23 protein-coding genes and 2 tRNA genes are annotated in these 26,322 nt (G+C 57.7%); 9 read left to right on the forward strand and 16 right to left on the reverse strand.

Annotated features, from left to right (window positions below; all coding sequences use genetic code 11):
* Positions 1–2: 2 nt before the first annotated feature.
* The gene (locus FPL19_RS00165) at positions 3–656 is read right to left on the reverse strand and encodes a TIGR04282 family arsenosugar biosynthesis glycosyltransferase (RefSeq protein ID WP_150909465.1); all 654 of its coding nucleotides are present in this window, start codon (positions 654–656) and stop codon (positions 3–5) included.
* Complete coding sequence (locus tag FPL19_RS00170) at positions 646–1,350, reverse strand: TIGR04283 family arsenosugar biosynthesis glycosyltransferase (protein ID WP_225314234.1); 705 nt, start codon at positions 1,348–1,350, stop codon at positions 646–648. Before FPL19_RS00170 ends, FPL19_RS00165 begins: the two co-directional genes overlap by 11 nt.
* A gap of 111 nt (positions 1,351–1,461) precedes the next feature.
* Here FPL19_RS00170 and FPL19_RS00175 point away from each other — a divergent pair.
* Both FPL19_RS00175 and FPL19_RS00180 read left to right on the forward strand, forming a co-directional pair.
* Positions 1,462–1,538: transfer RNA gene (locus FPL19_RS00175), tRNA-Arg, on the forward strand.
* A gap of 188 nt (positions 1,539–1,726) precedes the next feature.
* Entirely contained in the window at positions 1,727–2,401 is a 675-nt protein-coding gene (locus FPL19_RS00180) for a spermine/spermidine synthase domain-containing protein (RefSeq protein WP_150909469.1), read from the forward strand.
* A gap of 18 nt (positions 2,402–2,419) precedes the next feature.
* Here FPL19_RS00180 and FPL19_RS00185 read toward each other — a convergent pair whose 3' ends face one another.
* Positions 2,420–3,112 carry an SDR family oxidoreductase gene (locus FPL19_RS00185; protein ID WP_150909471.1) on the reverse strand — a complete coding sequence of 231 codons (693 nt, stop codon included), beginning with the start codon at positions 3,110–3,112 and terminating at the stop codon, positions 2,420–2,422.
* Positions 3,113–3,321: 209 nt separating this feature from the next.
* On the opposite strand from FPL19_RS00185, the gene FPL19_RS00190 reads away from it, so the two are divergent.
* Positions 3,322–4,170, forward strand: coding sequence for a patatin-like phospholipase family protein (locus FPL19_RS00190; RefSeq protein WP_263656779.1), 849 nt, complete (start codon positions 3,322–3,324; stop codon positions 4,168–4,170).
* On the opposite strand, the gene FPL19_RS00195 is transcribed toward FPL19_RS00190, so the two are convergent.
* Positions 4,167–5,063: a universal stress protein gene (locus FPL19_RS00195; RefSeq protein ID WP_150909475.1), complete on the reverse strand. Its 897-nt coding sequence runs from the start codon at positions 5,061–5,063 to the stop codon at positions 4,167–4,169. The two genes, FPL19_RS00190 and FPL19_RS00195, sit on opposite strands and share 4 nt — an antisense overlap.
* 13 nt (positions 5,064–5,076) lie before the next feature.
* Positions 5,077–6,564: a SulP family inorganic anion transporter gene (locus tag FPL19_RS00200; RefSeq protein WP_150909477.1), complete on the reverse strand. Its 1,488-nt coding sequence runs from the start codon at positions 6,562–6,564 to the stop codon at positions 5,077–5,079.
* A gap of 387 nt (positions 6,565–6,951) precedes the next feature.
* Here FPL19_RS00200 and FPL19_RS00205 point away from each other — a divergent pair, with 387 nt between their 5' ends.
* The gene (locus FPL19_RS00205) at positions 6,952–9,336 is read left to right on the forward strand and encodes a sensor domain-containing phosphodiesterase (RefSeq protein ID WP_150909479.1); all 2,385 of its coding nucleotides are present in this window, start codon (positions 6,952–6,954) and stop codon (positions 9,334–9,336) included.
* Between the two features lie 60 nt (positions 9,337–9,396).
* Positions 9,397–10,074, forward strand: coding sequence for a hypothetical protein (locus FPL19_RS00210; protein WP_150909481.1), 678 nt, complete (start codon positions 9,397–9,399; stop codon positions 10,072–10,074).
* 15 nt (positions 10,075–10,089) lie between these two features.
* Here the strand turns inward: FPL19_RS00210 and FPL19_RS00215 are convergent, their stop codons facing one another.
* Together FPL19_RS00215 and FPL19_RS00220 are read right to left on the reverse strand one after the other, a co-directional pair.
* A complete protein-coding gene (locus FPL19_RS00215; RefSeq protein ID WP_150909483.1) occupies positions 10,090–10,713 on the reverse strand; it encodes an L-threonylcarbamoyladenylate synthase in 624 nt (207 codons plus the stop codon).
* Entirely contained in the window at positions 10,710–11,054 is a 345-nt protein-coding gene (locus FPL19_RS00220; protein ID WP_150909485.1) for a BolA family protein, read from the reverse strand. Before FPL19_RS00220 ends, FPL19_RS00215 begins: the two co-directional genes overlap by 4 nt.
* A 122-nt stretch (positions 11,055–11,176) precedes the next feature.
* Between FPL19_RS00220 and FPL19_RS00225 the strand changes: the two genes are divergently transcribed.
* From FPL19_RS00225 to FPL19_RS00240, 4 genes are all read left to right on the forward strand, one after another.
* Entirely contained in the window at positions 11,177–13,345 is a 2,169-nt protein-coding gene (locus tag FPL19_RS00225; RefSeq protein WP_150909487.1) for a DNA topoisomerase III, read from the forward strand.
* Positions 13,346–13,415: 70 nt separating this feature from the next.
* Positions 13,416–14,153, forward strand: coding sequence for a response regulator transcription factor (locus tag FPL19_RS00230; RefSeq protein ID WP_150909489.1), 738 nt, complete (start codon positions 13,416–13,418; stop codon positions 14,151–14,153).
* Between the two features lies 1 nt (position 14,154).
* Entirely contained in the window at positions 14,155–15,792 is a 1,638-nt protein-coding gene (locus FPL19_RS00235; RefSeq protein WP_150909491.1) for a FecR domain-containing protein, read from the forward strand.
* Positions 15,789–18,344, forward strand: coding sequence for a CHASE2 domain-containing protein (locus tag FPL19_RS00240; protein ID WP_150909493.1), 2,556 nt, complete (start codon positions 15,789–15,791; stop codon positions 18,342–18,344). The genes FPL19_RS00235 and FPL19_RS00240 overlap by 4 nt, the downstream gene beginning before the upstream one ends.
* 1 nt (position 18,345) lies before the next feature.
* Here FPL19_RS00240 and FPL19_RS17565 read toward each other — a convergent pair whose 3' ends face one another.
* The 9 genes from FPL19_RS17565 to bamA form a co-directional block, all read right to left on the reverse strand.
* Positions 18,346–18,726 (reverse strand): fibronectin type III domain-containing protein, encoded by a 381-nt coding sequence (locus FPL19_RS17565; protein WP_225314235.1) that lies wholly within the window; start codon positions 18,724–18,726, stop codon positions 18,346–18,348.
* A gap of 375 nt (positions 18,727–19,101) precedes the next feature.
* Positions 19,102–19,178 (reverse strand) — tRNA-Met (locus FPL19_RS00250).
* A gap of 69 nt (positions 19,179–19,247) precedes the next feature.
* Positions 19,248–19,928: a ribonuclease HII gene (rnhB, locus tag FPL19_RS00255; protein ID WP_150909495.1), complete on the reverse strand. Its 681-nt coding sequence runs from the start codon at positions 19,926–19,928 to the stop codon at positions 19,248–19,250.
* Positions 19,928–21,091: a lipid-A-disaccharide synthase gene (gene lpxB / locus FPL19_RS00260; RefSeq protein ID WP_150912332.1), complete on the reverse strand. Its 1,164-nt coding sequence runs from the start codon at positions 21,089–21,091 to the stop codon at positions 19,928–19,930. Before lpxB ends, rnhB begins: the two co-directional genes overlap by 1 nt.
* Before the next feature lie 6 nt (positions 21,092–21,097).
* Positions 21,098–21,889, reverse strand: a complete 792-nt coding sequence (gene lpxA / locus FPL19_RS00265; RefSeq protein WP_150909497.1) for an acyl-ACP--UDP-N-acetylglucosamine O-acyltransferase — start codon at positions 21,887–21,889, stop codon at positions 21,098–21,100.
* A complete protein-coding gene (gene fabZ / locus FPL19_RS00270; RefSeq protein WP_150909499.1) occupies positions 21,889–22,326 on the reverse strand; it encodes a 3-hydroxyacyl-ACP dehydratase FabZ in 438 nt (145 codons plus the stop codon). The genes lpxA and fabZ overlap by 1 nt, the downstream gene beginning before the upstream one ends.
* A 17-nt stretch (positions 22,327–22,343) precedes the next feature.
* Complete coding sequence (gene lpxD / locus FPL19_RS00275; RefSeq protein ID WP_150912333.1) at positions 22,344–23,363, reverse strand: UDP-3-O-(3-hydroxymyristoyl)glucosamine N-acyltransferase; 1,020 nt, start codon at positions 23,361–23,363, stop codon at positions 22,344–22,346.
* Positions 23,364–23,417: 54 nt separating this feature from the next.
* Positions 23,418–23,915, reverse strand: coding sequence for an OmpH family outer membrane protein (locus FPL19_RS00280; RefSeq protein WP_150909501.1), 498 nt, complete (start codon positions 23,913–23,915; stop codon positions 23,418–23,420).
* Positions 23,916–23,960: 45 nt separating this feature from the next.
* Positions 23,961–26,279 (reverse strand): outer membrane protein assembly factor BamA, encoded by a 2,319-nt coding sequence (gene bamA / locus FPL19_RS00285; RefSeq protein ID WP_150909503.1) that lies wholly within the window; start codon positions 26,277–26,279, stop codon positions 23,961–23,963.
* Positions 26,280–26,322 lie beyond the last annotated feature (43 nt).

Genomic DNA, 26,322 nt, shown 5'->3' on the forward strand with positions numbered 1-26,322 from the left:
CGTCAGGTAAGAGAGCAGTCGCCCGGGAACTGGTCAACAAACCGCTGCCAGTCCCCGGGCTCATCGACATCCCATCGCGGTGGTAGCTGGGCACAGGACAGGCCGACCTCGGCCAGCCGGGCGATGGTCTGTTCCAGGGCCTGATCGGTGCCCCAGCTTATCCTGTCCAGCATGCCGGGCCGATGGGTGCGCGCGCCAATGAGCACATAGCCGCCGTCGTCCGAAGGTCCGAGCACCACATCAGCGGTTTCCAGCGCCTGAACCGCCTGCTGCACGTAGCCTGGGTCCACGGAAGGGCAGTCACTGCCCACAATCAGCGCTTTGGGGAACTCCGCCAGCCCCTGTGCTAGCGCCGCCTCCATTCGCTCACCCAACACATCCCCCTGCTGGGTGCCCTGCTTAACGCCAAGGGCCTGTATGCGTTCAATAATGGGCCCGGCTGGCTGCGGCGTTTCGGGCAGCGATCGATCCCACAGGAACCGAACCTCATAACCACTGGCGCAAAGCCGTTCCAGCACCGCCAGGCTCAGGGCAACGTGGGCCGCCAGGGCGCCCTGCTCGCCCAATTCCGGCATCAGGCGGGTTTTCACTCGACCGCGCTCCGGCCACTTGGCAAACTGCATAACCAGTGCCGCTTCCGCTGACTTATTTCGCATTGCGTACATCCGCCCGATAAAGTTTTGCCAGCGACTCCGGGGATGCGCCCCGCCAGTATCGCCAGCGTATCCGCCACATCAAAAAGACCGTACGCCAGGGCCCATTTTTCTGCCAGCGACGACTGTCCGTGATTACCGGATCGGAAATGCAGAAAGGCCGGGAAACCTGCTTCAAGCGCGAGGACAGTTCCACATCTTCCATCAAGGGTACGGGCGCAAAGCCACCCATTTTCTCGAACACCGACCGGCGCGCAAAGATTGCCTGGTCGCCGGTGGCGATACCGGTCAGCCGCGACCGCTGGCTCATGAACCAGCCAATTACCCGAAACAGCCGGCGTCGGCCGGTAAGGCGCACATCGAACCGGCCCCAGGCAGCGTCGGATTCGGCGAATTCAGAGAGGCGGGAAACTGCGCTGGCGGGAAGACGCGTATCCGCGTGGAGAAACAGCAGAACATCGCCAAGCGCGACATCAGCTCCGGCATTCATCTGCACGGCCCGGCCCAGCTCCGAAACCACCACCCGATCGCAAAGCGGACCAGCCAGCCGCGCCGTGTCATCGTCACTGCCACCATCCACCACAATGATTTCGTGGCCAAGCGCACGCAGCGCCTGCAACCCGGACAGCGTTGACTCGATAGCGCCGGCTTCGCGCCAGACGGGAATAATCACACTCAATGAAAAGCGGTGCGGCAAGATGCCCCCTACAGAAAACATAGGCCCTGTGGCTGCAACCGGGACGCAAAAACCAACGCACCTTGAGCCACAGCCGTTCGGCCGCTATCATACCGCCCTTCTCGCGTTAATGCCCCCGTAGCTCATCTGGATAGAGCGTCCCCCTCCTAAGGGGAAGGTAGCAGGTTCGAGTCCTGCCGGGGGTACCATCTGACACCCCCAATGAATCCGGGAATTCGGGCGTTAAGTCATAAGGTCTCTGACTTGCGTGATCGGCCTCTTCTCACTGATCAACAAACAAAGATGAAGAATATGAATCGCTGATCCTACCCTCCTTATGGCATTCGTTATGGCCTCTGTGCAAACATTCGAACTCCATCAACGATCTGGAAAAACAATGGCCCGTTTTACCGAAATCGGCACTGCAACGATCCCCGGCAACGGTACGCAGCTGCGTTTGTTGCAGCGCAATGAGGAATTTTCCATCAAGATTGCCGGCACTACCGGCGAGTTGATGAACAGCCGGGTTCATGGGTCAGAAGATGCACTTGCAACCCTGGCCTGCGAGCGTATTGCAGAGCAACCGTCACCCCGGGTTCTGATCGGCGGACTGGGTATGGGCTTTACGCTGGCTGCGGCACTGGCGGCGCTGGGCAAAGACGCTCAGGTGACAGTAGCCGAGCTGGTTCCTGAGGTGGAGACCTGGAATCGCGGCCCGCTGGGGGCAGCGGCTGGCAACCCACTCAACGACCCCAGAGCGATTGTGCAAATCGGGGATGTGGCTGAAATCCTAAAAAAGAGCGACGGCCAATGGGATGCCATTCTTCTGGACGTCGACAATGGCCCAGAAGGGCTGACAAGAAAGGAAAACAACTGGATCTACTCAACAGCGGGTATCGCTGCAGCCCAGAAAGCCCTGCGACCAGACGGCGTTTTGGCCTACTGGTCCGCCGGGCCAGAGCATTCCTTTACAGAGAGACTGCGCGGGGCCGGGTTCTCGGTAGAGCCCGTTACCGTCCGTGGCCTGCGCCCCGGTAAAGGCGCCTACCATATTATCTGGCTGGCCTGGTAAGCGCCCCCTTCATAAGATCTATTCAACCAAAGGTGTTGGCCGCACAAGAATTTCGTTCACATCCACGTGAGCAGGCTGAACCACAGCGTACATGACGGCGTTGGCCACATCCTCCGGTTTAAGTGCATGAGCGGGCGGCGAATCAAAGAAGGGCGTATCCACCATGCCTGGCTCAATCAGCGTGACACGGATACCTGACCCCCGAAGCTCTTCGCGAACGCCATAGCCGATGGCAGACACTGCCCACTTGGTGGCGCTGTACATCGAACCGGGGATGGTGGTTCGCCCAGCCGCCGAGCCGGTCAGCAGCAGGTGCCCCCTACTTTCCCGCAGTGCCGGGAGGCAATGCTGGATGGTCAGGCCGACACCCAGAATATTGGTCAGGATCATGTCCTTCCACACATCCGGATCGGCCGCGCTAAAGCCACCCGGCTCTCCGCCGCGGCCGGCATTGGCGAATACTGCGTCAATGCGCCCGAAGGTTTTCAGTGCCTGGCTCACCAAATTCTGCTGGTCCTCTCCACTTTGCACATCGCACTGAACGGTTAGCACGTTGCTCTCACCACCGAGTTCATCGCGAAGGCCGGCAAGCTTGTCCTGCGAACGCGCCGCCAGCACCAGCCTATAGCCCTGTTTCGCGGCCGCCCGTGCGGTTTCCGCACCAATACCCGAGGAAGCACCGGTTATCAGAATTACGGGTTTGTCTGCCATAAGATTTGTCTCCTTTCATCTAATTTACGCGGGAAACAGTACGGCATCAGTATGTAATCAGACCGTCGGGGGTATCAATCGAAACTGACTCGGTCGTGACGCTGAACGGATTCGAAACCAATGCTCGTTATAAGCAATAATGATATTTTTATAAAGCGGTCTCTCGGGGATCAGATGCGCAAAAAGGAGGCAAACCGACCAGGATGTCAATGGAGAACGGATTCAGAGCTTTGGTGGTTGAAGGTGGCGCCATGCGGGGTATTTTTGCGGCGGGCGTTCTTGATGCTTTCCTGGAACGCGACTACCACCCGTTCCATAGAGCCTATGGTGTTTCGGCAGGCGCCACGAATCTGGTGGGGTATCTGGCAGGAGATCATGGTAGAAGCCGGCAAATCATCACCGGTCACGCCTGCCAGCCGGATTTTATTGACTGGAAGCGCTTTGCCCGCGGCGGTCACCTGTGTGACGTTGGGTGGCTCTGGCAGCAGTCGTTCAAGGATGTGCCCCTGAGCCTGGGGAACTACCTGAACGGGACAACCGAACTATGGGTGACCACCACATCGGCCGTGACCGGGAAGCCCTGTTATTTCCGGGTGAACGAACAGAACCTGCATGAAGTGGTCACTGCCTCCTGCTCTATCCCCATTGCCTACCGGGATTACCCGCAAGTCAATGGCGAACCGATGACAGACGGCGGCCTGGCCGATGCCATTCCAGTGGTAAAGGCCTACGAGGACGGTGCCCGGGACATTACCGTGGTGCTGTCACGCCCTGCCGGCTACCGTAAAAAACCACAGAAGTTTCCCTTCGTGCCCAAGCGTCTGTTCCGGGACTATCCTGCCCTTGCCGAGGTCTCTCTGCGTCGGGCAGAACGCTACAACGCCACCCTGTCTTTCATCGAGAACCCGCCCGAAGACTGCACCGTCCATGTTATCGCTCCGACCAGCGCTTTTGCCGTTGGCCGGCTGACGCGAAACCCGAAGCTACTGGACGATGGATATCAGGAGGGACACGAGGCCGGGCTCAGCTATCTTGATCAGCTGAACCCGGCCCATTAGCGGAGTATCACCAGCGGTTTCTTAGCGGTTTCCAGCATTCGGGTGGTGGTGCTTCCCACCAGGAACTGGCGAATGCGGGAATGACCATAGGCACCCATGATCAGAATGTCGATGTTGTGCTCTTCCTGATAGGCGTGCAGTGTCTGCTCCACATCCCCCTGCCGGATAGCCGGGTGAATCTCGGAACCCTGATCGGACAGCAACCGCTCTGCCCGCTTGAGCTGTTCCTGATGCTCGGCGGTGTCGGCGCCCACCAGTACCAGATGCAGTGGCATACCATGGAACACAGGTGTGGCGGACAGCAGTTCAATGCTACGGAACGCCGTAGCACTGCCATCAAAGGCAAGCATGGCACTGCGGGGCTGAACGTATTCATCCGGCACCATCAAGATGGGCCGGTGAACACTGCGGATAACCGTTTCCAGCTGGCTGCCCACGTGCCGGCCCGCCGCGGCGCTGCTTTCACCGTGCAGGCCCATAACGAATAGCTGGGAATCCGACTCAAGCTCCACCAGTGAGCTGGCCAGATCATCGTGACGCTGGCGTTTGGTTGCTTTGTCCATGCCGTCGGCAAGAACCCGCTTTTCCGCCTCGTCCAGCAACACATGCCCGTGTTTCAGGGCAAGCTTGCTGCGCTCCTGATCCAGGCTGACCAGTTCTTCCTGAAGCTGTTCGCGGCTGCCAAGGCCAATGCTGCCGCTCATGTCGGTTCTGGCAGGATACTTTTCCTCGTCCAGTACATGTAGCAGCATCAGCGGGGCACCCATGCGCTGGCTGGCCCAGGCAGAGTAATCACACACGGCAAGTGCAGCCTCAGAGCCGTCGATGCAAGCGACAACCTGCAATGGTTGCAAGGATTCCGGAGCCCCGTCCTCACGGTTTTCAATGGTCATTGTTCTATCTCCGTCAGTGGGCCATCAAGCGTTCAACGGCATCGGGTTTATCATGCACGCCAAAGCGGTCCACAATGGTTGCGCTGGCCTCGTTCAGGCCGATCACTTCCACGTCCGCGCCCTCGCGGCGGAACTTCACAACCGCTTTGTCCAGAGCGCCGACAGCGGTGATGTCCCAGAAGTGCGCCCGGCTGAGGTCGATCACCACATTATCCGTTGCTTCTTTAAAATCAAAGGATTCGATGAATTTCTCAGACGAACTGAAGAAGACCTGGCCGATCACCGTGTAAGTGCGGGTGTCGGTGGCCTCGTCATAGTCGGAATTCACAAGCATGTAGTGGCCAATCTTGTTGGCAAAGAACAGCGCAGCCAGCAATACGCCCGCCAGTACACCAAAGGCTAGGTTATGGGTTGCCACTACAACAATGACCGTAACCACCATGACGATGTTGGTGGAGAGCGGGTGCTCTTTCAGATTCTTGATTGAAGCCCAGCTGAAGGTGCCGATGGACACCATGATCATTACGGCCACCAGTGCCGCCATGGGAATCTGTACCAGCCACTGGTCCAGCACCAGCACCATCATCAGCAGGAACACACCGGCGGTCAGGGTCGAGAGCCGGGTGCGGCCACCGGATTTAACGTTAATGATGGACTGGCCAATCATCGCGCAGCCTGCCATGCCGCCCAGCAGTCCCGAGCCGATATTGGCAATGCCCTGCCCTTTGCATTCGCGGTTACGATCACTGGTGGTGTCGGTCAGGTCATCCACAATCGTGGCTGTCATCATGGACTCCAGCAAACCAACCACCGTCAGTCCGACCGAATAAGGCAGGATAATCATCAGCGTTTCCAGATTCAGCGGTACATCCGGCCAGAGAAAAATCGGCAGGGTGTCCGGCAGCTGACCCATGTCGCCCACGGTACGAATATCAATGTTGTAGACCATGGCGACCGCCGTAAGCGCCACAATGCAGATCAGCGGCGAGGGCAGGATTTTGCCCACCAGGGGAAGCAGTGGAAACAGGTAGATGATACCAAGGCCCGCAGCGGTCATGGCGTACACATGCCAGGTTACGTTGGTCAGCTCCGGCAACTGGGCCATAAAAATCAGAATGGCCAGGGCGTTCACAAATCCCGTCACCACCGATCGGGACACGAACCGCATCAGCGACCCAAGCCTGAGATAGCCGGCCACAATTTGCAGCGCACCGGTCAAAAGGGTCGCAGCCAGCAGATATTCAAGACCATGTTCCTTTACCAGCGTGACCATCAGCAACGCCATGGCGCCCGTCGCCGCAGAGATCATTCCCGGGCGCCCTCCGACAAAGGCGATCACCACGGCGATGCAGAAAGAGGCATAAAGCCCGACCTTCGGGTCCACTCCGGCAATAATCGAGAACGCAATGGCTTCGGGAATCAGGGCGAGGGCTACCACAATTCCGGCGAGGAGGTCCCCGCGTATGTTGGAGAGCCAGTTTTGTTTGAGGCTATTGATCATAGTCAGTAGGTCCGATCGAGATTACAGAGACTGATAACGCGCTGAGACACAATGCTTCGCCTGCCCGGGAACGACACGATATACAGGGGTTAAGCCTTGCTCAGAATTCAGAGAGAGGGTATTGCTTGTGCGCTATGGCGGAAGGATTGTCACGGTATGGTTTCAGTATTGTCTGATGAAATTGGAACTTCGCTCAGTTAAGGGCGCGGAGCTTACCAGATCGCAACAATAAAAGACACCGATAGCACTGACCCGATCACAGCATCTGTGTTAGCGTGACGGATAATTGTGCAAAAGGTGCAAAAAGCACCCGGTAATTATGTATAGCGAGGGACGAACACCTAAAAGGAGACCATACTCAGAACAACAGTCAAAAGGCACGCCGTTATGACCGCAAGCTGGATGGAAAAGCGCAGGCTGACGGCACTCAAACGCCTGGGAATACTGGATACCCCGCCTGAACACCGTTTTGACCGGCTTACCAGTATTGTTCGCCGGATCTATCAGGTACCTATCGCCCTGATCTCCCTGATTGATGACGACCGCCAATGGTTCAAGTCCAGGCAGGGTCTGGAAGTGGACGAGACCCCCAGGGCCCATGCCTTCTGCGATTACACCATCCGTCAAGACAGGCCTTTCATCGTCGAAGACGCAACGCTCGACCCCCGCTTCAAAGACAACCCATTGGTCACCGGGCCGCCCCACGTGCGCTTTTACGCCGGCATGCCCATCCGTGAACCCAGCGGATTCAAAGTCGGGAGCCTGTGTATTATTGACCGGGCTCCGCGCAACATTCAGGAAATGGACCTGGACCTTCTGCGGAACGTGGCCAGCCTGGTGGAAGATGAAATCGAACGCGCCTTCCTCACGGGAGACAGCGATGATTTCGTTGAGGTCTCCCATTTAACCCGCTCCATTCACCGTGCCCAGAATATTTTTCTAACTCACGACAGCCTGAGCGCGGCACTGGAATTTGTTCTCAATGACCTTCTGGCGCTCACCGCCAGCCAGTTCGGTTTTATTGGGGAAATTCTTCACCACCCTGACGAAACCCCTTATCTGAAAATTGGCGCCATTACCAACATCGCCTGGAACCCTGAAACCGAAGCGCTGTATCAGCAGGTCAAACGGCGCGGGCTGATATTTGAACAAAACGATAACCTGCTGGGTGCTTCAATGCTGGCGGATCAGTTCATCATCGCCAACGATTTTTCATCAGACCCGAGACGTGGCGGCCTGCCCGACAAGCATCCGCCAATCAGTTCTTACTTCGGTGTTCCGATCTATGCGGGAAGTGAAAAAGTCGGCTTGGTAGGGCTCGCCAACCGCATGGATGGCTACTCGGAAAACCTGGCCGGCGAGCTGGAGCCTCTGTTACAGACCGTCGGCCAGTTCATTGAACGCAAACGTCTGCACCGTGAGAAAAGCGAACACAGCCGAAGCCTTGAACGGGCTGCGAACTATGATTCGTTAACCGGCCTGCCCAACCGCCGGCGGCTGACAGAACTGTTCGAACAGGAACTGGTTGAGGCTGACAGACGCAACGGACTGTTGTCCGTATGCTTTATTGATCTTGACGGTTTCAAAGAGATAAACGATCGCTATGACCATTCCGCTGGCGATTTTGTTCTGAAGGAAGTGGCCGGCAGGCTGCAGGGCGCCTTGCGAGAGCATGATGTTATCGCGAGACTTGGTGGCGATGAGTTTGTCGCTATCCTGCGCGATGTGGAAAACGAGTCTGTCTATGACCGCATGCTGGAGGCCATTCGTCAGCCTCTTGGCTTCGGGGATCAGGTATTTGAGCTGTCCGGCAGCATGGGAATCACGGTCTACCCGGATGACCGGGTCGATACAGACCTGCTCCTGCGCCATGCTGATCAGGCCATGTACGCGGCAAAAGAATCCGGCAAAAACCAGTACCGGCATTTCGATCTCCAGTCCCACGTACTGCGGAAGGAACGTGACCGCGTGCTCGAGCAGACGCCCCACGCGCTTAAGGAGGGCCAATTTGAACTCTATCTCCAGCCCAAAATCAATCTGACGGCCCGGACCGTTGAGGGCTTTGAGGCTCTGATCCGCTGGAACCACCCGACCGAGGGCCTGCTGGCGCCGGGCGCATTTCTGCCACATCTGGAGTACACCGAATTTGCCGACGATGTAGGTCGGTTCGTACTGACAGATGCGGTCGACATGCTTGAACAATGGTCCGATGAAGGACTGTCCTATTGCCTGAGCATCAACCTGAGCCCATCCCATTTCCTGAGCGAGCGATTTATCCCCGACCTGGAATCAGCCCTTGCCGGGACAGACAGCCGGCTGCGGTCACGCCTGGTGCTGGAAATTCTTGAAACCACCACGCTCGACAACACCGAAAAGGTCATCGAAAACCTGGCAGCCTGCCGGGCGCTGGGCGTGCAGATTTCCCTGGATGATTTCGGAACCGGCTACTCTTCCCTGGACTATTTCCGCCGGCTGAATGTGGATGAAATCAAGGTGGACCGTTCCTTCGTGTCGGACATGTTGACCAGGCCCGACGATGAGCTGATTGTGAGTGCGATCATTGGCCTGTCCCAGAACTTCGGCAGGCGGGTGGTTGCCGAGGGCATCGAGACACTGGAAGTCCAGGAGCGTCTGGTGGCCATGGGCTGCGAGGTTGGACAGGGGTTTTATTACACCCGTCCCGTTCCTCGCGAGCAAGCACTGGCCTGGGCCAGAAGCTTCTCACCCGAACCTCCAGCTCAAACTTCAGGCCTGCCAGCAGGATTGGCCTGAAAACTGCTTCAGTCAGCATTAAGCACGAATTGCTTACCCTGTTGATTGGAGGATACATCCATGTCCCTACTGACTTCGCTGATCCAGGCCGGTGCCCAGTTCCAGCAGGCCATGGAGAAACGCCAGGCGTCTGTGTCCGCCGACGGCGGCACCAACACTGGTCTCAAAGCCGCGGCCGGCAAAGCTTCAGCAGAACAGGCAACGTCCGCCACAGATGATCGTTTTACCCCATCGGGCAACGGCGACACCGACCCCTTTCAGATCAAGGCACGCAAACTTGCCATGGCGGATTACAAGCAGACCGTAGGGCAGGATCTTGCCTTTGTCCGGGAAACACTGCGGCACAAACTTGCCGAATATCAGCTTAGCCCGGCCAGCAGCATGGAAGTATCAAGGGACGACAATGGCGACATTCGCCTGAGTGGCAACCTGCCCCCGCAGAGCAGCGCCCGGATCGAGCAGGACCTGAACAACAGCCGGCCCTTTCGGGAGGCTTTCAGCAGGCTGAGCGCCAGCGAGCCGACGCTCCACTTCATGGATAACGCGCTCAAACTGAATAAAGCCTACGGCGTCAGCAATTCCCTGCTCGACACCATCACCAGCGAGAACCAGCAATTCAACGGACTTCAGGACCTGGTTCACCGCTACGATTCCGTTCGCCGGTCGGTGGCCGCTGGCGACAGCGAGGCTTACCGCTCCAGCAAAGATTACGCGTTCAGCCTAAACACCCTGGCCTGAACGCGTACCCTGGCTCTAAAGCTGGAACGGCTTCGGGTCGCCCTTACCCTCACGGGTCACTTCCGGAACGTCTCCGGTCATGTTGACCACGGTCGTCGCCTCAAGGCCGCAGAAACCACCGTCGATAATAAGATCGAGCTCGTGTTCCAGCCGGTCGCGGATTTCCTCCGGATCGGTCATCGGGTCTTCCTCACCCGGCAGAATAAGCGTACTGCTCATGATCGGCTCACCCAGTTCCGCCAGCAATTCCTGAACGATGGGGTTGTCCGGCACACGCATACCGATGGTTTTGCGCTTTGGGTGCAGCAATCGACGCGGTACTTCACTGGTAGCCTCCAGAATGAAGGTGTAGGCGCCCGGCGTGAACTGCTTTAGCAATCGGTATTGGGTATTGCCCACCTTTGCGAAGACGCCGACGTCGGAAAGATCCCGGCACATCAGGGTGAAGTTGTGCTTGTCGTCCAGGCGGCGAATGCGTTTGATGCGGTCCACCGCCTGCTTGTCGTCCAGCTGGCAGCCGATGGCATAGGCGGAATCCGTTGGAAACACAATCACCCCACCTTTGCGCAGAATATCTGCTGCCTGGTTGATCAGTCGCTTCTGGGGCGTTACCGGATGAATCTGGAAAAACTGACTCACTGTTTGCCTCCTGCGGTGAAAGCCGGATCGTGTTTCGAACCACCCAGGCAGTTGGGCGAGTCAGGCGCCGCCTGGCCCGATTCGGCCCATTCCTGCGGCGTATAAAGATGAAGTGCCAGTGCGTGAACACCACCGGACAGCTCCTCCGCGAGTATCCCGTAGATGGCCTGGTGACGCTTCACCTTGCCCTGCCCCTCAAAATCGGCAGATACCAGCGTTACCTTGAAATGGGTTTCGGAATTCGGCGGCACATTGTGTTTGTGGCTTTCATTCTCGACCGCAAGAATATCGCAGTTGAAAGCTGGCTCCAGCTTCTGTTCAATCGAGTGTTGAATCGTCATGACCGGAGTCACTCCTGTTCCAGTGCGTTTGCGCCCAGTCTACTACAGCAAGGGCCCGGTCTGCTTGACAGGATTGGGGCAAAGCGCCATCTTCCTATGCCCTTTTTAACCCGCTGAAGCCTATGCGTCTGTACATTGCCGAGAAACCCAGCCTGGGCCGTGCCATTGCCGCGGCGCTTCCCACTCCCCACCAGAAGGGGCAGGGCTGGATCCGCTGTGGTCAGGGCGAAGACGCCTGTACAGTAAGCTGGTGTATCGGCCACCTGCTGGAACCCGCCGAGCCGGCCCAGTATGACCCCAGATGGAAAAAATGGCGGCGCGAGGATCTTCCCCTTTTCCCTGGCCAGTGGCAGGTGGCGCCCAAACCCAGTGTCAGTCAGCAGTTGCAGATATTGCAGTCGCTGATGAACAAGGCCGATCTGATTATTCACGCCGGCGACCCGGACCGAGAAGGCCAGCTGTTGGTTGACGAATTGATCCGCTACGCTGGGGTACAGTGCCCGGTCGAGCGCATCCTGATTAACGATCTGACCCCCAGCGCCGTCGCCAGAGCCATAGCCGCGCCCCAGGACAACCGTCGGTTCCGGCGTCTTTCCCACTCGGCCCTGGCCCGCCAGCGCGCCGACTGGCTCTACGGAATCAATCTGACCCGTTTTTACACCCTGTTCTACCAGCAGCAAGGGCAAGAGGGCGTATTTTCCGTGGGGCGGGTGCAGACACCGGTACTGGGACTGGTCGTCACCCGTGACAACACCATTGAAAACTTTGAGCCGAAGCCCTTTTTCCGCATTGAAGCCACCTGTCATGCAACGGATGAACAATCACCCACGGACCGTTTTGTCGCCCGCTGGTTACCTTCTGAAAAAGATCAGGACCATATCGATGAAGAAGGGCGGCTGCTCGACCGCGAGGTTGCAGAGCAGATAGCCGAGGCGGTCAAAGGGCGGCCAGGCAGGATTACCGAGGCAAGGTTTCGCGACCGAAACGAGCCTCCTCCCTTGCCGCTATCCCTGTCCGCGCTTCAGATCGAAGCCGGCCGGCTGTTTCGCATGGGTGCCAAGGATGTTCTGGACGTCGCGCAGAATCTCTACGAGCGCCACCAGCTGATCACCTATCCGCGCTCGGATTGCCGGTATCTCCCGGAGGGCCACTATGAGCAACGCCATACCGTGGTTCAGGCGATCCGCAAAATCGCATCGGATCTCGATCAGGCCTGCGATTCAGCCGATCTGGCCCTTCGCTCGGCGGCCTGGAACGATAAAAAAGTGGACGCCCACCACGCCATCATCCCCACCGCCCGCCAGAGCGGGTCCGGCCGCCTCAGTGAAGCGGAGCAGAAAATCTATGATCTGATCAGCCGCTATTACCTGATGCAGTTCAACGCCGACGCCATCCACCGGGAGGGTCGCCTGAAGCTGACTATCGGCGAGCATGAATTCCGCGCTACCGAAACCGCCATTGCCGAGCCCGGCTGGAAGCAGTTGGAGATACGCCAGCGCGAGGAGCGCCAGGAAGTAACAAAGGCCCCCCTGCCGAGGCTTTCCGTCAGAGATCCGATACTGTGTGAATCCGCCGACATCCGGGAACGCAAGACCCAGCCACCGCAGCCCTTTACCGACGCCACACTGCTGTCGGCGATGACGAATATTGCCCGATTTGTCAGCGATACGGAGCTGCGCAAAACCCTGCGGGAAACCGATGGTCTGGGTACGGAAGCCACACGGGCGGCCATCATCGATACTCTCTTCCGACGCGAGTACCTGGTGCGGGAAAAACGGTACATCCGCTCTACCCCGAAGGGTCGGGACCTGATTGAAGCCCTCCCCGAGTCTGTCAGCACGCCGGACATGACGGCGGTCTGGGAGGCCACGCTGGAGCAGATACGCAGCGGCGAAGGCGATCCCAGGGAGTTTCTGGCGCAGCTTCAGAACCAGATTCGCCAGCTCGTGTCCGAACCAGGAGCCGACCAGGCCAATACGGATCAACGCCCCGGCTCGGGGGTGCACTGCCCCAAATGCCGGGCGCCCATGCGGGAGCGGGAAGGAAAATTCGGTGCCTTCCAGGCCTGCACCCGCTTCCCGGACTGCAACGGCACCCGACCCATCGACGACACCAGCCCCGGCGACGGCAGCGGCGAGAGACCTGTACCCTGTCCCCACTGTTTTTCGCCACTGGTCCGGCGAAAAAGTGCAAAAGGCTGGTTCTGGGGCTGCAGTAATTTCCCTGCCTGCCGACAAACAGTCAATGATGTGGACGGCCGTCCGGCGGTTCGTTTACCGAATACTACATAACGATACTGAAGCCACTTTCATTTTTTGTAATACTGCGGTTTTCCTGGGAAAACTTCGTTGAGGACGCCAAATGCGCATTGCACTTCTTGAAGATGAGCATGAACAAGCGCAACACATTCAGGCCATGCTGGCTGAGCGTGGGCATCAGTGTGATCATTTTCCGTCAGGGCAGTCCTTTTTGAGCGCGGTGCTGCACCGCAGCTTCGACCTGTTAATTCTGGACTGGCAGATTCCCGACACCAGCGGTATTGAGGTGCTGGAACAGGTCCGGGCGCACCTCAACTGGCAGATACCGGTGGTGTTTCTGACCCAGCGCGATAGCGAGACCGATATCGTGCAGGCGCTGGACGCCGGGGCTGACGATTACCTGTCAAAGCCTGCCCGCGAGGCAGAGCTGTTGGCCCGCATCAACGCACTGGCCAGGCGCACCAACCCGGACACCGAAAAAGAAGTGTTGAATTACGGCCCGTTTCAGATCAACACCCAGCAACGCGTCATTCAGCTGCACGGCCAGGCCCTCACCCTGACAGACAAGGATTTCGACCTTACCCTGTTCCTGTTTCAGAACCAGGGACGCCTGCTGACCCGCGAAATGCTACTCGAACGCGTCTGGGGCATGGCCAATGATATCAATACCCGGACGGTGGACACCCATATGAGCCGCCTGCGCCGCCGCCTTGGCCTGAACCCCGAGAACGGCTTCCGCATAAAGACCATCTATCAGCGCGGTTACCGTCTTGAAGCAATGGGGGCAACCGTCAATGCCCCGAATACTGATACCGAGAATACAGCGACAGGACAGGGATGAAATGAGTAACAGCACCATCCGGATTCTGATCGCCCGCTGCCTGATCTCTGCCAGCCTGGTTTTCTGCGCTACGGCCCAGGCGGAGCTGTCGATCGGTCGTGGTTCAGAAGCAGGTTCATCAGGCTTTGGCGGGTCCAGTGTGCCCGAGTGGACCTATACGGTGCAGGCGGACGAATCTGTTAAGGACATTGCCAACCGTTTCCTGATGAAGAGCATTCCCTCCTCGAGACTGCTTCAGCACAACAATCTGATGGACCTGTCCCAATTAAAGAACGGCGACACCCTCAGGATTCCTCTATCCTGGCTTCAGCAGCAACCGGAGCCGGCCAGGGCTGCTTCGGTGGCCGGCCAGGTCATGGTGTTGTCCGGACGCGACGGCAATAAAAGGCCACTAACGCCGGGTACGCTGATTCGTGTCGGCGACGAACTCGTTTCCCATTCCGGCAGTGCCACTGTGGAACTGGCGGATGGCTCCAGCCTCCGGCTGTCCCCGAATTCCCGTCTGACGTTTAACCGACTGACCCGCTACGGTAAGTCGGGGATGGTGGATACGCGCTTGCGCCTGAATGACGGAGAGGTGGAAACCCGGGTAGAGCCGTTTGAAGAGGATGGATCGCGTTTTGAGATCGAAACCCCCTCGGCCGTCGCGGCCGTTCGCGGAACCATGTTCAGCCTTAAAACCGATGCCAGCGGTTCGGATCTGCGCGTCACCGAAGGCAGAGTCGCCTTTGGCCCGCGGGGTAAAACCCGGGTGATACCGGCGGGCTACAGCGCCAGCACTTCAATGGCCAATGTCAGAGATCTGAGTATCCGCCGTTTGCCGCCGGCCCCGGAGCTGAAACCGCTGCCCGCCCGCCTGACCGCACTGCCGCAAACCCTGGGCTGGAAATCAAACGGCGCACCCCGATACCGTGTGAACGTATTCGACGCAGAATCCGGCCGCTGGCTGCAGAGTTCGACCACGGACGGCACAGAATACGATCTCAAGCTGTTGGACAATGGCCGATACCAGGCAAGGCTGGCGGCACTGGGCAATCGTGGCATTGCCGGCATGCCTGCGATGGTGGATTTTGAAGTAGACCTTCAGGCGCGCGCGGCAGAGCTGTCCAGTCCGGCGCCCGGCGAAGGCGTTAACGATGACATGCCGGAATTCCGCTGGCAGCTGCGCGGACAAAACGAAGTGGCGCGTATCGAAATTGCCGAAGACCAGAGTTTCAGCAACGTAATTGCAACCAGTGAGTGGGCCCCAGACCAGCAGGCCTTGCCGTCACGCCCTCTGTCCCCAGGCCAGTATTACTGGCGGGTAGTCACCGAAGCTGGCGGGAATTCCGTTGCCACCAGCGAAACCCGCTCACTGGTCGTCAATGGCACCCTTCCCCCAGCGAACATCATCAGCATCAACTATGTGGATGAGCAGGTGCGTGTTTTCTGGGAGAAAGTCGATACCGCCTCACAGTACCGGCTACAGCTGTCCGAAGAGCCCGGCTTCAGGAACATCATCAAGGAAGCGGAACTTCCGGGTACCACAGCCGCCTTGCGGCTGATTCCCGGACGGCGCTACTTTGTGCGCGTGAAAGCCCTGTCTGACGGCCCGCTGGAAAGCCGATGGGGGCCCGGGCGCGAACTTTTCCTGGAATGATGCCAATCAGGACCACGCCATGGACGCTGGGTCTGCCACTTCTGCTGATGCTGTGGCTCGCCCACGCCTTCGACATACCCCAGCGGTTGAATTTCTGGCTGTACGATTCGCTGATCACCGCTTATCCCTCCAGTATTGCGCCAGACATTGCCCTTGTTGCCATTGACGAGAAGAGCCTGGACCAGCTGGGCCAGTGGCCCTGGCCCAGAGAAACCCACGGGCGTCTGATCGAGCAGCTTGATGCGGCGGGCGCCGATACCATTGTTTTCGACATTCTGTTTTCCGAACCTGCCCCGGGGGATCGCTCCCTGGCCAATACCATGGAGGCCCACGGCAGGGTTGTTCTGCCCCTGCACCTGTCGCCACCGTCCACCAACCAGTTGTTGGCCACCCATCCCCCTGCCCCGCTTCTGGCTCAGGCCGCGGCGTCGGTCGGGCATGCTCACGTTGAGCTGGACGAGGACGGCATCGCACGCGGACTTTACCTTCGCAACGGCCTTGGCGACCGTCTCTGGCCCAGCCTTGCACTTGCGACCCATCAAATGGAAGCGCCCGCACCATCACAGGCGCGGGCCGCTCCCTACACCAATATCCGTCAGTTGTTTCGGGCGGTTCCCCTGGCTGGAGCTTCCGGCACCATCACGTCCTATTCCTATGCCGACGTACTTTCCGGGCCGCCTTCCCCTGACCGCTTTGAAGGCAAGACCGTTTTTGTCGGCGCAACTGCGGCCGGTTTTGGCGACATCCTGCCCACACCGTTTTCCGGGCTTCGTCAGCCACTGTCCGGCGTGGAATTTCATGCCAATGCCTACTCCGCCCTCAGTAAAGGCGAGTTGATCAGCCGCGTACCGATGGCCGCGTCCTTTGCACTTGCAGGGGCGATTCTGCTTTTGCTGGCGATAGCCCTGCCACGAATGCGGCCAGCGAGGGCTCTAGGGCTCTGTTTATCCGCCGGCCTGGGGCTGGTGATAGCCTATGGGCTACTGTTGTTCATCGCGGAACTGTGGCTGTCAGTCGCTCACGCGCTGATCATTGCCCTGCTCGCCATTCCGGTTTCCAGCGGGTTACGTCTGGCCATGACCAACCGGTTCCTGAACCGCCAACTCGATGAACTCGCCCATGGGCCTTCCATGGCGCTGCCCAGCGCCTCTGGCAGACACCCTCTCCAGCTTATGTCTCACCTTCGTGCACTCCTTCAGCCGGAAGGCTGGCTGGTGGCGCAGGACGAAGAAACCATCGAGGCTCAGGGCTTCCGTCTTGCAGACGCACCGGCATTGGAAACAGAAGGAAGGTGGGTTCATCGGAATAACCAAAGTTGGATCCGCCTGACCCGCCATCCGGTTCGCTACACCTTAGGCCTGAAACTACCCAACGATCTCAGCCGGGAAGCCATTCAACGGTATCTGCAACGACTGCCGCTGGCAGAAAATAGTCCAGGAGCACCAGACATATCGCCGCGGGAAAACATCTCCGCCCGCATTGAGAGGGTTCGCAAGGCCACCGCCCAGATGAGCCAGATGCAGCAGTTCATTCACCGCAGCTTTGAAAGCATGCCTGACGGCATCATCGTGACGGACGAACTGGGGGTTATCCGCTTTGCCAACCGACATATCGAGGAATGGTTCGGTGAGCCCATGCCCAGCCTCAACGGCTTGCCACTGGCGCGCCTGCTTGACGGCCACGATCCCAGGGAAAGCACCCCCTGGCATGAAACCGTTTCAGAGACCCTGACCTTAGCCCAGGCCCGGACGGTAGACCTGCAACTGGCCAACAAGGCCTTCCTGATTCACTTTGCACCCTTCGCCCTGCCGGGCGGCGACCAGAGCGGCATCATTGCCAATGTGTCCGACATCTCGGAACTGCGGGAACAACAGCGTCAGCATCGTGAGGCCATCGACTTCATTTCCCATGATGTGCGCTCGCCACTGGTCTCGCAGCTTGCATTGATAGAACAGCTCAAACGCAACCAAGGTCAGGTTGAAACAAGCCAACTCGACCAGCTCGGTATGCTTGCCCGGCGAAGCTATAATCTTGCAGAAGAGTTTGTGCAGCTGGCCCGGGCGGAGCAACTTACCGAGACGCGGTTTTACGAATGCGAGTTTCTGGCCATCGCTGAAAATGCCCGGGACAGCGTCAGCGAACAGGCTGCTGAGAAAGGGATCCAACTGGTTCTCAACGGGCAGGAAGATCTCTGGCTGAAAGGTAATGCGGAGTTGCTGGAACGGGCAGTTATCAACCTGATAACCAATGCGGTCCAGTATAGCCCTCGCGGTTCCACCGTCACGGTTCAGGTGTTCAATGCCGGCCATGAGGCCTGCCTGACCGTGAGCGACGAAGGCGAAGGAATTGCTGAAGACGAGATGCCCCACCTGTTCAGCCGTTACCGTCGCCAGAAGAGCAGCGAGCTGTCGGGCAATCACGGCACCGGGCTGGGGCTATCCTTTGTAAACGTGGTGGTGGAGAAACACCGGGGAACCATCGCCGTGGACTCGAGGCTGGGCGCCGGTTCCGCGTTCAGCCTGAAGCTGCCGATGGTTCATCCGGTAAACTGATTCAGCCCTTGATGGTTTTGCTCACCAGGTCGGAGGGAGGGCTCATCAGGCCGCTCGTGTCTTCAACCTGGACACTGAAATGCCAAGTACCAACACCCAGGTTCTTCACGGTGTATTCCATGGTGCTTGCATTATCGATCACGACAGACTTATCCAGGTTCTCCGGATCCTGGCCATAGTTGATCACGTAACCAGCCAGCTCCCCCATTTTCAGACCTTCACCATTCTGGCGCTGATCGGGAGCATTCCAGCTCAGCGCTGCAGAGCGCTCCAGGGTTTGCTGGCCACCGGAACTCTGCGTACCAGTCTCGTCGGAAGAACCGCCACCACATCCAGCCAGGGCGATTCCGAATACTACCGCGGCGATCCCTGCCTTTGACATTTTAATGACGTTCTTCATAGACGTTTCACACCAAGTTTCCGTCGAATTTGTGAAATTCTATAAAATTCGTACGGCAAGGACTGTGAAAAATGTCATTCGAATTGTAATTTATACGCCATTTTTTTGACATTTAGTATCAAAAGTGGCTCTAATCCCTGCCAAAACAAAGGCTTGCAGCGATCTAAGGGAAACCCGAGACAGTTGTAACGGGATCTGCCTGAATCTGTGCGCCTTTCCCGGAGACAACGACGCAAAGTGGATTTTTATTCCCGTGGCAGAACACTGAGGACTTAAAGGCATGGTTAATTCAGGCTGGAATGAACTTGGCCTGAAAACAAAAAAGGCCAGTCGTTTCCGACTGGCCTTTTTCAATAATGGTAGCGGGGGCTGGATTCGAACCAACGACCTCCGGGTTATGAGCCCGACGAGCTACCAGACTGCTCTACCCCGCATCAAACTGGTGGTTAACCGGAGTTGCTCCGATCAACGTGCGCGTATACTAAGGATTCATTACAGGGCTGTCAATCGATATTTTCAAACAGATCCAGCGGGAAAGGCTCTGTTCCAGCAACCTTGCCCACGTTAAACCCCACGGCATCAATGGCTTCCTGCACAGGACGAAAAGAACGCCTGTGCTCTGTGGTGGCGCCGTACTGATTTAGCGCATCCATATGGGTCGGTGTGGGATATCCCTTGTGGCCGGCGAAGCCGTATTCGGGAAAGTGCTCGTGCAGGGCGTTCATTTCGCGGTCCCGGGTGACCTTGGCCAGGATAGACGCCGCACTGATGGCCTCAACCCGACTATCACCCTTGATCACCGGCTCTGACCGCCAATGCCAGTCCGGACAACGGTTGCCATCCACCAGGACATATTCCGGAGCAATGTGAAGCCCCTCCACTGCCCGCTTCATGGCCAGCATGGTTGCCTGGTAGATATTGAGCTGGTCGATTTCCCGGGCTTCACAGCGGCCCAGGCTCCAGGCAGCGGCCCGTTCGATGATCTGCTCGTATAGCGCCTCTCTGCGCTTTTCCGAAAGCTTCTTGGAATCGGCAAGTCCGGCAATAGGGCGATCCGGGTCAAGGATCACGGCCGCTGTCACAACGGCTCCTACAAGTGGACCCCGCCCCACCTCGTCAACACCTGCCAGCAGACGCCCCTGATAACGGCAGACAAAAGGCGGCAACGGGGGCTTCTTTGCCATCAGACTTTACCTCCGATCAGCTTGGCAATGGCATTGGCGGCCTGCTCGTCGGCATTCTGCCGCAAGCTGTGGTGTATCTCGGTGAATGCCAGAGTAAGCCGCTCCCGTTCATCGGTATTCTCCAGTCGCTCCAGCACTGCCTGCCCGAGTGCCTCGGGTGTGGCCTCGTCCTGAAGCAGTTCGGGCACCAGGGGTTGTTTAGCCAGCAGGTTCGGGAGAGCCACATAGGGCGACTTCACCATCCTTGAGACGATCTTGAAACTCAGATTGCTCAGTCGATAACCCACAACCATTGGTTTTTTCAACAACATGGCTTCGAGAGTCGCGGTGCCAGATGCCAGCAGAACCACATCGGCTGCCGCCATCACCTCCCGCGAACGACCGCGGACAATCGTAACCGCCAGCTTTACGTCGAGTGCTTCCACCAGCGCCCTCACCTGCTGCTCACGTTCGCGGTTGACGCAGGGAATGGCTAGCTGCAGATCCGGTCGCCGACTCTGAATCCAGCGCGCAGCTTCCAGAAACAGCCCGCCCAGGCGTTCAACTTCGCCACCACGACTGCCCGGCAGGATCGCCAGTACCGGTGCCTGCTCGTCCAGGCCGAGATTGCGACGGGCGGCCAGGGTGTCTGGTTCCATGGGAATCATGTCGGCCAGTGGATGCCCCACAAACGACACGGGCACCTTGTGCTCTTCGTAGAAGCGAGCCTCGAAGGGAAAAAGCGTGAGCATCAGGTCAACGGCTTTTGCAATCTTGAAAATACGCTTCTGACGCCAGGCCCAGACGGACGGACTGACATAATGAGCAGTGAGAATGCCGGCATCGCGGCACCGGCGCTCAACGCCCAGGGTGAAATCCGGGGAATCAATGCCAATCACCACATCGGGGGGATTGCTCAGTAAATAGGCCATAAGCCGGGCGCGAATGCTAAAGAGCTCGCGCAGCCGCCCCAGCACTTCCACCAGCCCCATAACTGACAGGCGCTCCATGGGCACGAGGGAGTGAAAACCCTCAGCAACCATTTCGTCACCGCCGATGCCGACGAAGCGGGCGCCCGGGTATCTTTTGCGAAGTGAGCGAATCAGGCCGGCACCGAGAATGTCTCCCGATGCCTCTCCTGCAACAATGCCGAAAACAGGTGCATGACGACGCTCAGATATCATCGGCAACTAGCGGATGATGCCGCGGTCGGCGCCACGTAGTGAGTCAATGAGGGGACGGACCTCGGGCAGGTCGTGATAGGTTTTTTCCAACTCTTCTACCGCCTGCGCCGTTGTTAGGCCCTGGCGATAGACGGTCTTGTAGGCACGGCGCAGTGACATCAGTGCGTCTTTACTGAAACCCCTGCGACGCAGCCCCTCCACGTTCATACCAAAGGGTTTCGCCGACTGGCCACTGGCCATTACGTAAGCCGGGATGTCCTTGAGTACGATGCTGCCACCGGCAGCCATGCTGTGAACGCCAATATTGCAGAACTGATGCACCATGGTTCCGCCGCCAAGAATGGCGAAATCTCCGATCGACACATGGCCGGCCAGGGTCGTGGTGTTTGCCAGAATGGTGTTGTTGCCAATCACGCAGTCGTGGGCAACATGAACGTAGGCCATCAGCAGGTTGCCGTTTCCGATAACCGTCTCGCCGCGATCCTGAACAGTGCCCCGATGAATGGTGCAATTCTCGCGAATCACATTGTCATCGCCGATCACAAGAGTGGTGGGCTCGCCTGCGTATTTCTTGTCCTGACACTCCTCGCCAACGCTGGAGAACTGGAAAATACGATTGTTGCGACCAATCGTGGTCGGACCTTTGACCACCACATGGGACATGATCTCGGTGCCTTCACCGATCTCGACATTTGGGCCAATATAACTCCACGGCCCCACTGTGACCCCGTCAGCGATCTTCGCAGACGGATCCACGATAGCCTGGGGATGGATTCCCGACCAGTCGTTTGTTGTCATCAGCCTTCTCTCTCAGCAGTCAGTATTTCTGCCACACAGACAACTTCGTCATCCACCAGGGCACGACATTCAAACTTCCAGATTCCGCGTTTTCCGGTAATGATTCTGCTTTCCATGCTTAACCGGTCACCGGGCACCACAGGACGTTTGAAGCGTACCTTACTGGAACCTGCAAGGTATTGCACCAGACCGTCCGCCGGTTTCCGGCCAACCGTCATGAATGCAAGGATACCGGACAGCTGCGCCATTGCCTCAATGATCAATACGCCGGGCAGGATCGGATTATTGGGAAAATGGCCGGCGAAGTATGGCTCATTAAGGGAGATATTCTTGAACCCCTTGATGAACTGTCCCTTTTCAACCTCGGTTACCCGGTCCACCAACAGAAAGGGATACCGGTGAGGTAAATACTCCTGAATTTCATGAATGTACATCATGGGGTTTTATCTCAGCCTTACAGTTTCTTTTCCAGGTTTTTGATACGCCGTGCAAGGCTGTCGAGCTGCCGGAATCGCACTGCGTTTTTGCGCCACTGGCGGTTGGTATCGGCGCTGATACCTGATGAGTATACGCCAGGCTCTGAGATATCGCTGGTGACCATAGTCGTACCTGTCAGCTGGACCTGGTCAGCAATGGTCAGATGCCCTGCCACGACGGCTCCTCCAGCGAAAACACAGTGTCTGCCAATGCGGGTACTGCCAGCAATACCGACCATGGCCGCCATGGCGGAATGGTCACCAATGTTGACGTTATGGGCGATCTGAATAAGGTTATCCAGCTTGACGCCATTGCCGATAACGGTGTCGTCAAGCGCCCCCCGGTCAATGGTCGTGTTGGCGCCGACTTCTACATCGTCACCCAGCACAACCCGGCCAATCTGGGCAATGCGATGCCAGACACCCTTTTCATTAGCAAAGCCGAAACCGTCGGACCCTAGAACGGCGCCGCTGAGAATATGGCAACGCTTGCCCAGTACCACATCGTGCGCCAGTGTTACCCGGGGTCTCAGGACGGACTGCGAGCCCAACTGGCAACGCGCACCGATCATTGACCCGGCGCCCACAGTGACAGCCTCGCCAATCACAACATCGTCTTCAATCACTACGAGGGGGCCGATACTGGCCGAATCGGCAATGGTGGCGGAAGAGGCAACCACCGCCGAGGGGTGGATGCCCGGCGTTGCCGCCGGTGCCGGGTCAAACCAATGACTGAGCCGGGCGTAACCCAGGTAGGGATTATCCAGTAACAGGGCGTTGCCCGCGTACTGATCGGCAACCGATGGCGCGATGATAACGGCAGACGCTTGAGTGTCTGCCAGATGCCGGGCATAGGAAGCGTTCGCCAGAAACGCCATCTGCCCGGGTGAGGCGCCCTGAAGTGTTGCCAGCCCGACGATTTCAGTATCCGGGTCACCCCTGAGTTCTGCGCCCAGATGAGCAGCAATATCGCCAAGTCGATAGGAAGATTCTGCCATCATCCATTCCCCGAAGTTGGATCAGTGAAAGCCCGACATCGGGGCCCTAACCGATCAACGGTTCAGTTTTTCCAGAAGTTGCTCGGTCAGATTCATGTCCGGCTTCGCAAAAATCACGGCTTCGCTAGGCAGGATGATGTCCAGGTTATGCTCTTCCGTCAGCTCTTTCATTGCCGCATCCACTTCCGGGCGAGCCTGTTCCAGAAACGCCTGTTTGCGACTGGCGACGGTAGAATCAAGCTGTTGCTTCAGGCGATTGAACTCTTGCACCTTCTGCTGGAACTGAGCGGCAATCTGGTTACGCTCGGATTCATTCATCATGGCGCCGTCTTTTTCCAGACGTTCCTTGAGCGCCCGAGCGGCTTCCTGGGTCTCGCGAACCCTGGCTTCCTCACCGGAAAAATCCTGCTGCAATTTCTGGGTAAAGGCCTGGGCGTCTTCCGAAGAAAACAGTGCCTGGCGCAGGTCCACCACGCCAATTTTTGTTTCTGCAGCGACCTGCGCTGACACAAGAAGCACCACACACGCGGCTATGATCTTTAAACGAAACATCTTTACCCTCCTGACTACTTGTTATTTGGCCTGAAACCCAACGCCCTAGAACGTTTGTCCCAGCGAGAACTGGAATACCTGCGTGCTGTCACCCGGTTTGTCGTTCAGCGGCTTCGCGACGCTGAAAGCCAGAGGTCCCACGGCTGTGATCCACTGGAAACCGAGACCGACCGACGTACGAACATCGTCCAGCGTCCAAGAGAACGCTCTGTCCGGATCAAATACCTGTCCCGCGTCCACAAAGAAAGCGGTACGCATGGAGCGACTATCGCCGGCAAAGGGAGTCGGAACGATCAGTTCCAGACCCGCTTCCGTGAGGAAACTGCCGCCGAACGGGTCTGGATCGGAAAAATCACCCGGTGCAGGCGTCGCAACCGGTCCAAGCGAATTGGCTTCATACCCACGGACAGATCCATAGCCACCTGCGAAAAAGTGCTCATAGAACGGGATAACCGAGCGCCCGTCATATCCGTCACCGTATCCGATCTTGGATCGGGCGCGAAGAACCCAGTTCTGCTCATCGTCCAGAGGCTGGTAAAAGTCATTTGACTGGCTCAGTTTCCAGAAGGTCAGATCACTGCCGGGCACGGCAACGTCCGCAGACAGGGAGATGCTGTAGCCATCCGTTGGCAGCACACCCCGGTTGAGGGTGCTTCTGCGCCAGGACCCGAACACGAACCAGTTGTTGAAGTCATTGCCTTCCTCTTCAATAAAGTCTTTGACGTCCTGGGAGGTAAATATGCCGGACTTGATCCTGGACAGCGTGTAACCCACGCCGAAGTTCAGGCGGGTAATCCGGTCCGTGGGGTAGCCGAAGCTCAGACGCCCACCGTATTCATCCAGCAGATAGGACGTAATGTCCTGCTCTTCAAAATCTGTCTCCCGCGCAAACACGCTGAATCCGCGGCTGACGCCGTCAACGGTGTAGTAGGGATTCTGGTAAGAGAAGTTCGCGCTCTTGATCGAATCGCTGACATTCACGCCAATCGACACTCGTTTGCCACTGCCGAAAAAATTGTTCTCCGAGATATTGGCACCGAGGATGATGCCGGATTCCTGGGAGAAGCCCACCGACGCCGAAAGGCTGCCGGTCGCCTGTTCAACCACGGAATAATTGACGTCAACCAGGTCATCGGTGCCGGGGACGGGAACCGTTTCCACGTCGACGGTCTCGAAAAAGCCCAGTTGCTCCAGACGGGTTTTCGAATACTCGATCCGGTCGGTTGAGGCAACGCCCGCTTCCATCTGGGTCATTTCCTGCCTCAGAACTTCGTCCCGCGTCGAAACGTTACCCTCGAAGTTGATACGCCGAACGTAGGCACGCTTACCCGGTTCCACATAGAAGGTAATGGCCGCGGTGTTATCGTCTCCTGGCTCGGGGACGCCGTTGACGCCAGCGAAAGCGTACCCTTCCCGGCCAAGGCGACGCGCCAGCAGTTCCGATGTGCCGGTAACCTGAGCCTGGGAGAACACGTCACCCTCTTCAATAAAGATCAGTTCCCGCAGCGCCGACTCTTCCACGATCAGATCGCCTCTCAGGTTGATGTCGGACACCGTATATTTAGGGCCTTCATTCACAGAGATGGCGATGAACACTTCGGACTTGTCAGGCGAGATGGAAACCTGGCTCGATTCAATGCTGAAATCAATGTAGCCACGGTCAAGATAAAACGAACGAAGCGTCTCAAGATCGCCACTCAGTTTTTCCCGGGCGTACTTGTCGGCGTTAGTCAGGGAATTCCAGAAGCTTGTGCTCTGCAGCTCAAAAAGGTCTTTCAGCCGTTCATCACCGAATGCTTCGTTACCGACAATATTGAGGTGCTGGATGGCCGCCACATTGCCTTCGTTGATCTCCAGGCTGATGGCAACCCGATTTCTCGGCAGGGTTTCCGCTTTGGCTTCTACCCGGGCGTTATAACGGCCCTGGCCGATATAGGACCGGAGAATCTCGAGCTCCAGACGCTCCAGGGTGGCACGACGGAACACCTGGCCTTCCTGAAGCCCGGCACTGGCCAGGGCATCCATCAGCATGGGTGTTTCAATATTCTTGTTGCCGTCTATCTCAATCGAAGTAATGGAAGGACGCTCTCTGACCGTCAGTATCAGTACGTTCTCTTCGCGGCTGGCCTCGATGTCGGTGAACAGTCCAGTCCGGAACAAGTCCTTTATAGCCCCGGCCAACTCCATTTCGGTGAGGGGCTCACCAACAAAGACCGGAAAGGAGGAAAACACCGTACCGGCAGACACCCTCTGCAAGCCCTCAACTTCGATATCGGCGACGGTGAACTCTTCGGCAAGTGCCGGAGTTACGTTTAGTAAGGCTGCCAGAAGGCCCACTGCTAAGTGCTGAAGAGAACGTCTCATTCAATAAATTCGCCTGTTGATGCGCATAAAGGGTTCGCAATTC

This window comes from Marinobacter halotolerans (assembly GCF_008795985.1).
GTDB lineage: Bacteria > Pseudomonadota > Gammaproteobacteria > Pseudomonadales > Oleiphilaceae > Marinobacter > Marinobacter halotolerans.

Coding starts and splice junctions, on each gene's coding strand:
- bamA (WP_150909503.1), bottom strand. CDS start 26,279: ATGAGACGTTCTCTTCAGCACTTAGCAGTGGGCCTTCTGGCAGCCTTA.
- FPL19_RS00165 (WP_150909465.1), bottom strand. CDS start 656: ATGCGAAATAAGTCAGCGGAAGCGGCACTGGTTATGCAGTTTGCCAAG.
- FPL19_RS00195 (WP_150909475.1), bottom strand. CDS start 5,063: ATGACCATTGAAAACCGTGAGGACGGGGCTCCGGAATCCTTGCAACCA.
- FPL19_RS00200 (WP_150909477.1), bottom strand. CDS start 6,564: ATGATCAATAGCCTCAAACAAAACTGGCTCTCCAACATACGCGGGGAC.
- rnhB (WP_150909495.1), bottom strand. CDS start 19,928: ATGGCAAAGAAGCCCCCGTTGCCGCCTTTTGTCTGCCGTTATCAGGGG.
- lpxA (WP_150909497.1), bottom strand. CDS start 21,889: ATGACAACAAACGACTGGTCGGGAATCCATCCCCAGGCTATCGTGGAT.
- FPL19_RS00235 (WP_150909491.1), top strand. CDS start 14,155: ATGAGTAACAGCACCATCCGGATTCTGATCGCCCGCTGCCTGATCTCT.
- FPL19_RS00205 (WP_150909479.1), top strand. CDS start 6,952: ATGACCGCAAGCTGGATGGAAAAGCGCAGGCTGACGGCACTCAAACGC.
- fabZ (WP_150909499.1), bottom strand. CDS start 22,326: ATGATGTACATTCATGAAATTCAGGAGTATTTACCTCACCGGTATCCC.
- FPL19_RS00230 (WP_150909489.1), top strand. CDS start 13,416: ATGCGCATTGCACTTCTTGAAGATGAGCATGAACAAGCGCAACACATT.
- FPL19_RS00225 (WP_150909487.1), top strand. CDS start 11,177: ATGCGTCTGTACATTGCCGAGAAACCCAGCCTGGGCCGTGCCATTGCC.
- FPL19_RS00185 (WP_150909471.1), bottom strand. CDS start 3,112: ATGGCAGACAAACCCGTAATTCTGATAACCGGTGCTTCCTCGGGTATT.
- FPL19_RS17565 (WP_225314235.1), bottom strand. CDS start 18,726: ATGTCAAAGGCAGGGATCGCCGCGGTAGTATTCGGAATCGCCCTGGCT.
- FPL19_RS00280 (WP_150909501.1), bottom strand. CDS start 23,915: ATGTTTCGTTTAAAGATCATAGCCGCGTGTGTGGTGCTTCTTGTGTCA.
- lpxB (WP_150912332.1), bottom strand. CDS start 21,091: ATGATATCTGAGCGTCGTCATGCACCTGTTTTCGGCATTGTTGCAGGA.
- FPL19_RS00240 (WP_150909493.1), top strand. CDS start 15,789: ATGATGCCAATCAGGACCACGCCATGGACGCTGGGTCTGCCACTTCTG.
- FPL19_RS00180 (WP_150909469.1), top strand. CDS start 1,727: ATGGCCCGTTTTACCGAAATCGGCACTGCAACGATCCCCGGCAACGGT.
- lpxD (WP_150912333.1), bottom strand. CDS start 23,363: ATGGCAGAATCTTCCTATCGACTTGGCGATATTGCTGCTCATCTGGGC.
- FPL19_RS00210 (WP_150909481.1), top strand. CDS start 9,397: ATGTCCCTACTGACTTCGCTGATCCAGGCCGGTGCCCAGTTCCAGCAG.
- FPL19_RS00220 (WP_150909485.1), bottom strand. CDS start 11,054: ATGACGATTCAACACTCGATTGAACAGAAGCTGGAGCCAGCTTTCAAC.
- FPL19_RS00190 (WP_263656779.1), top strand. CDS start 3,322: ATGGAGAACGGATTCAGAGCTTTGGTGGTTGAAGGTGGCGCCATGCGG.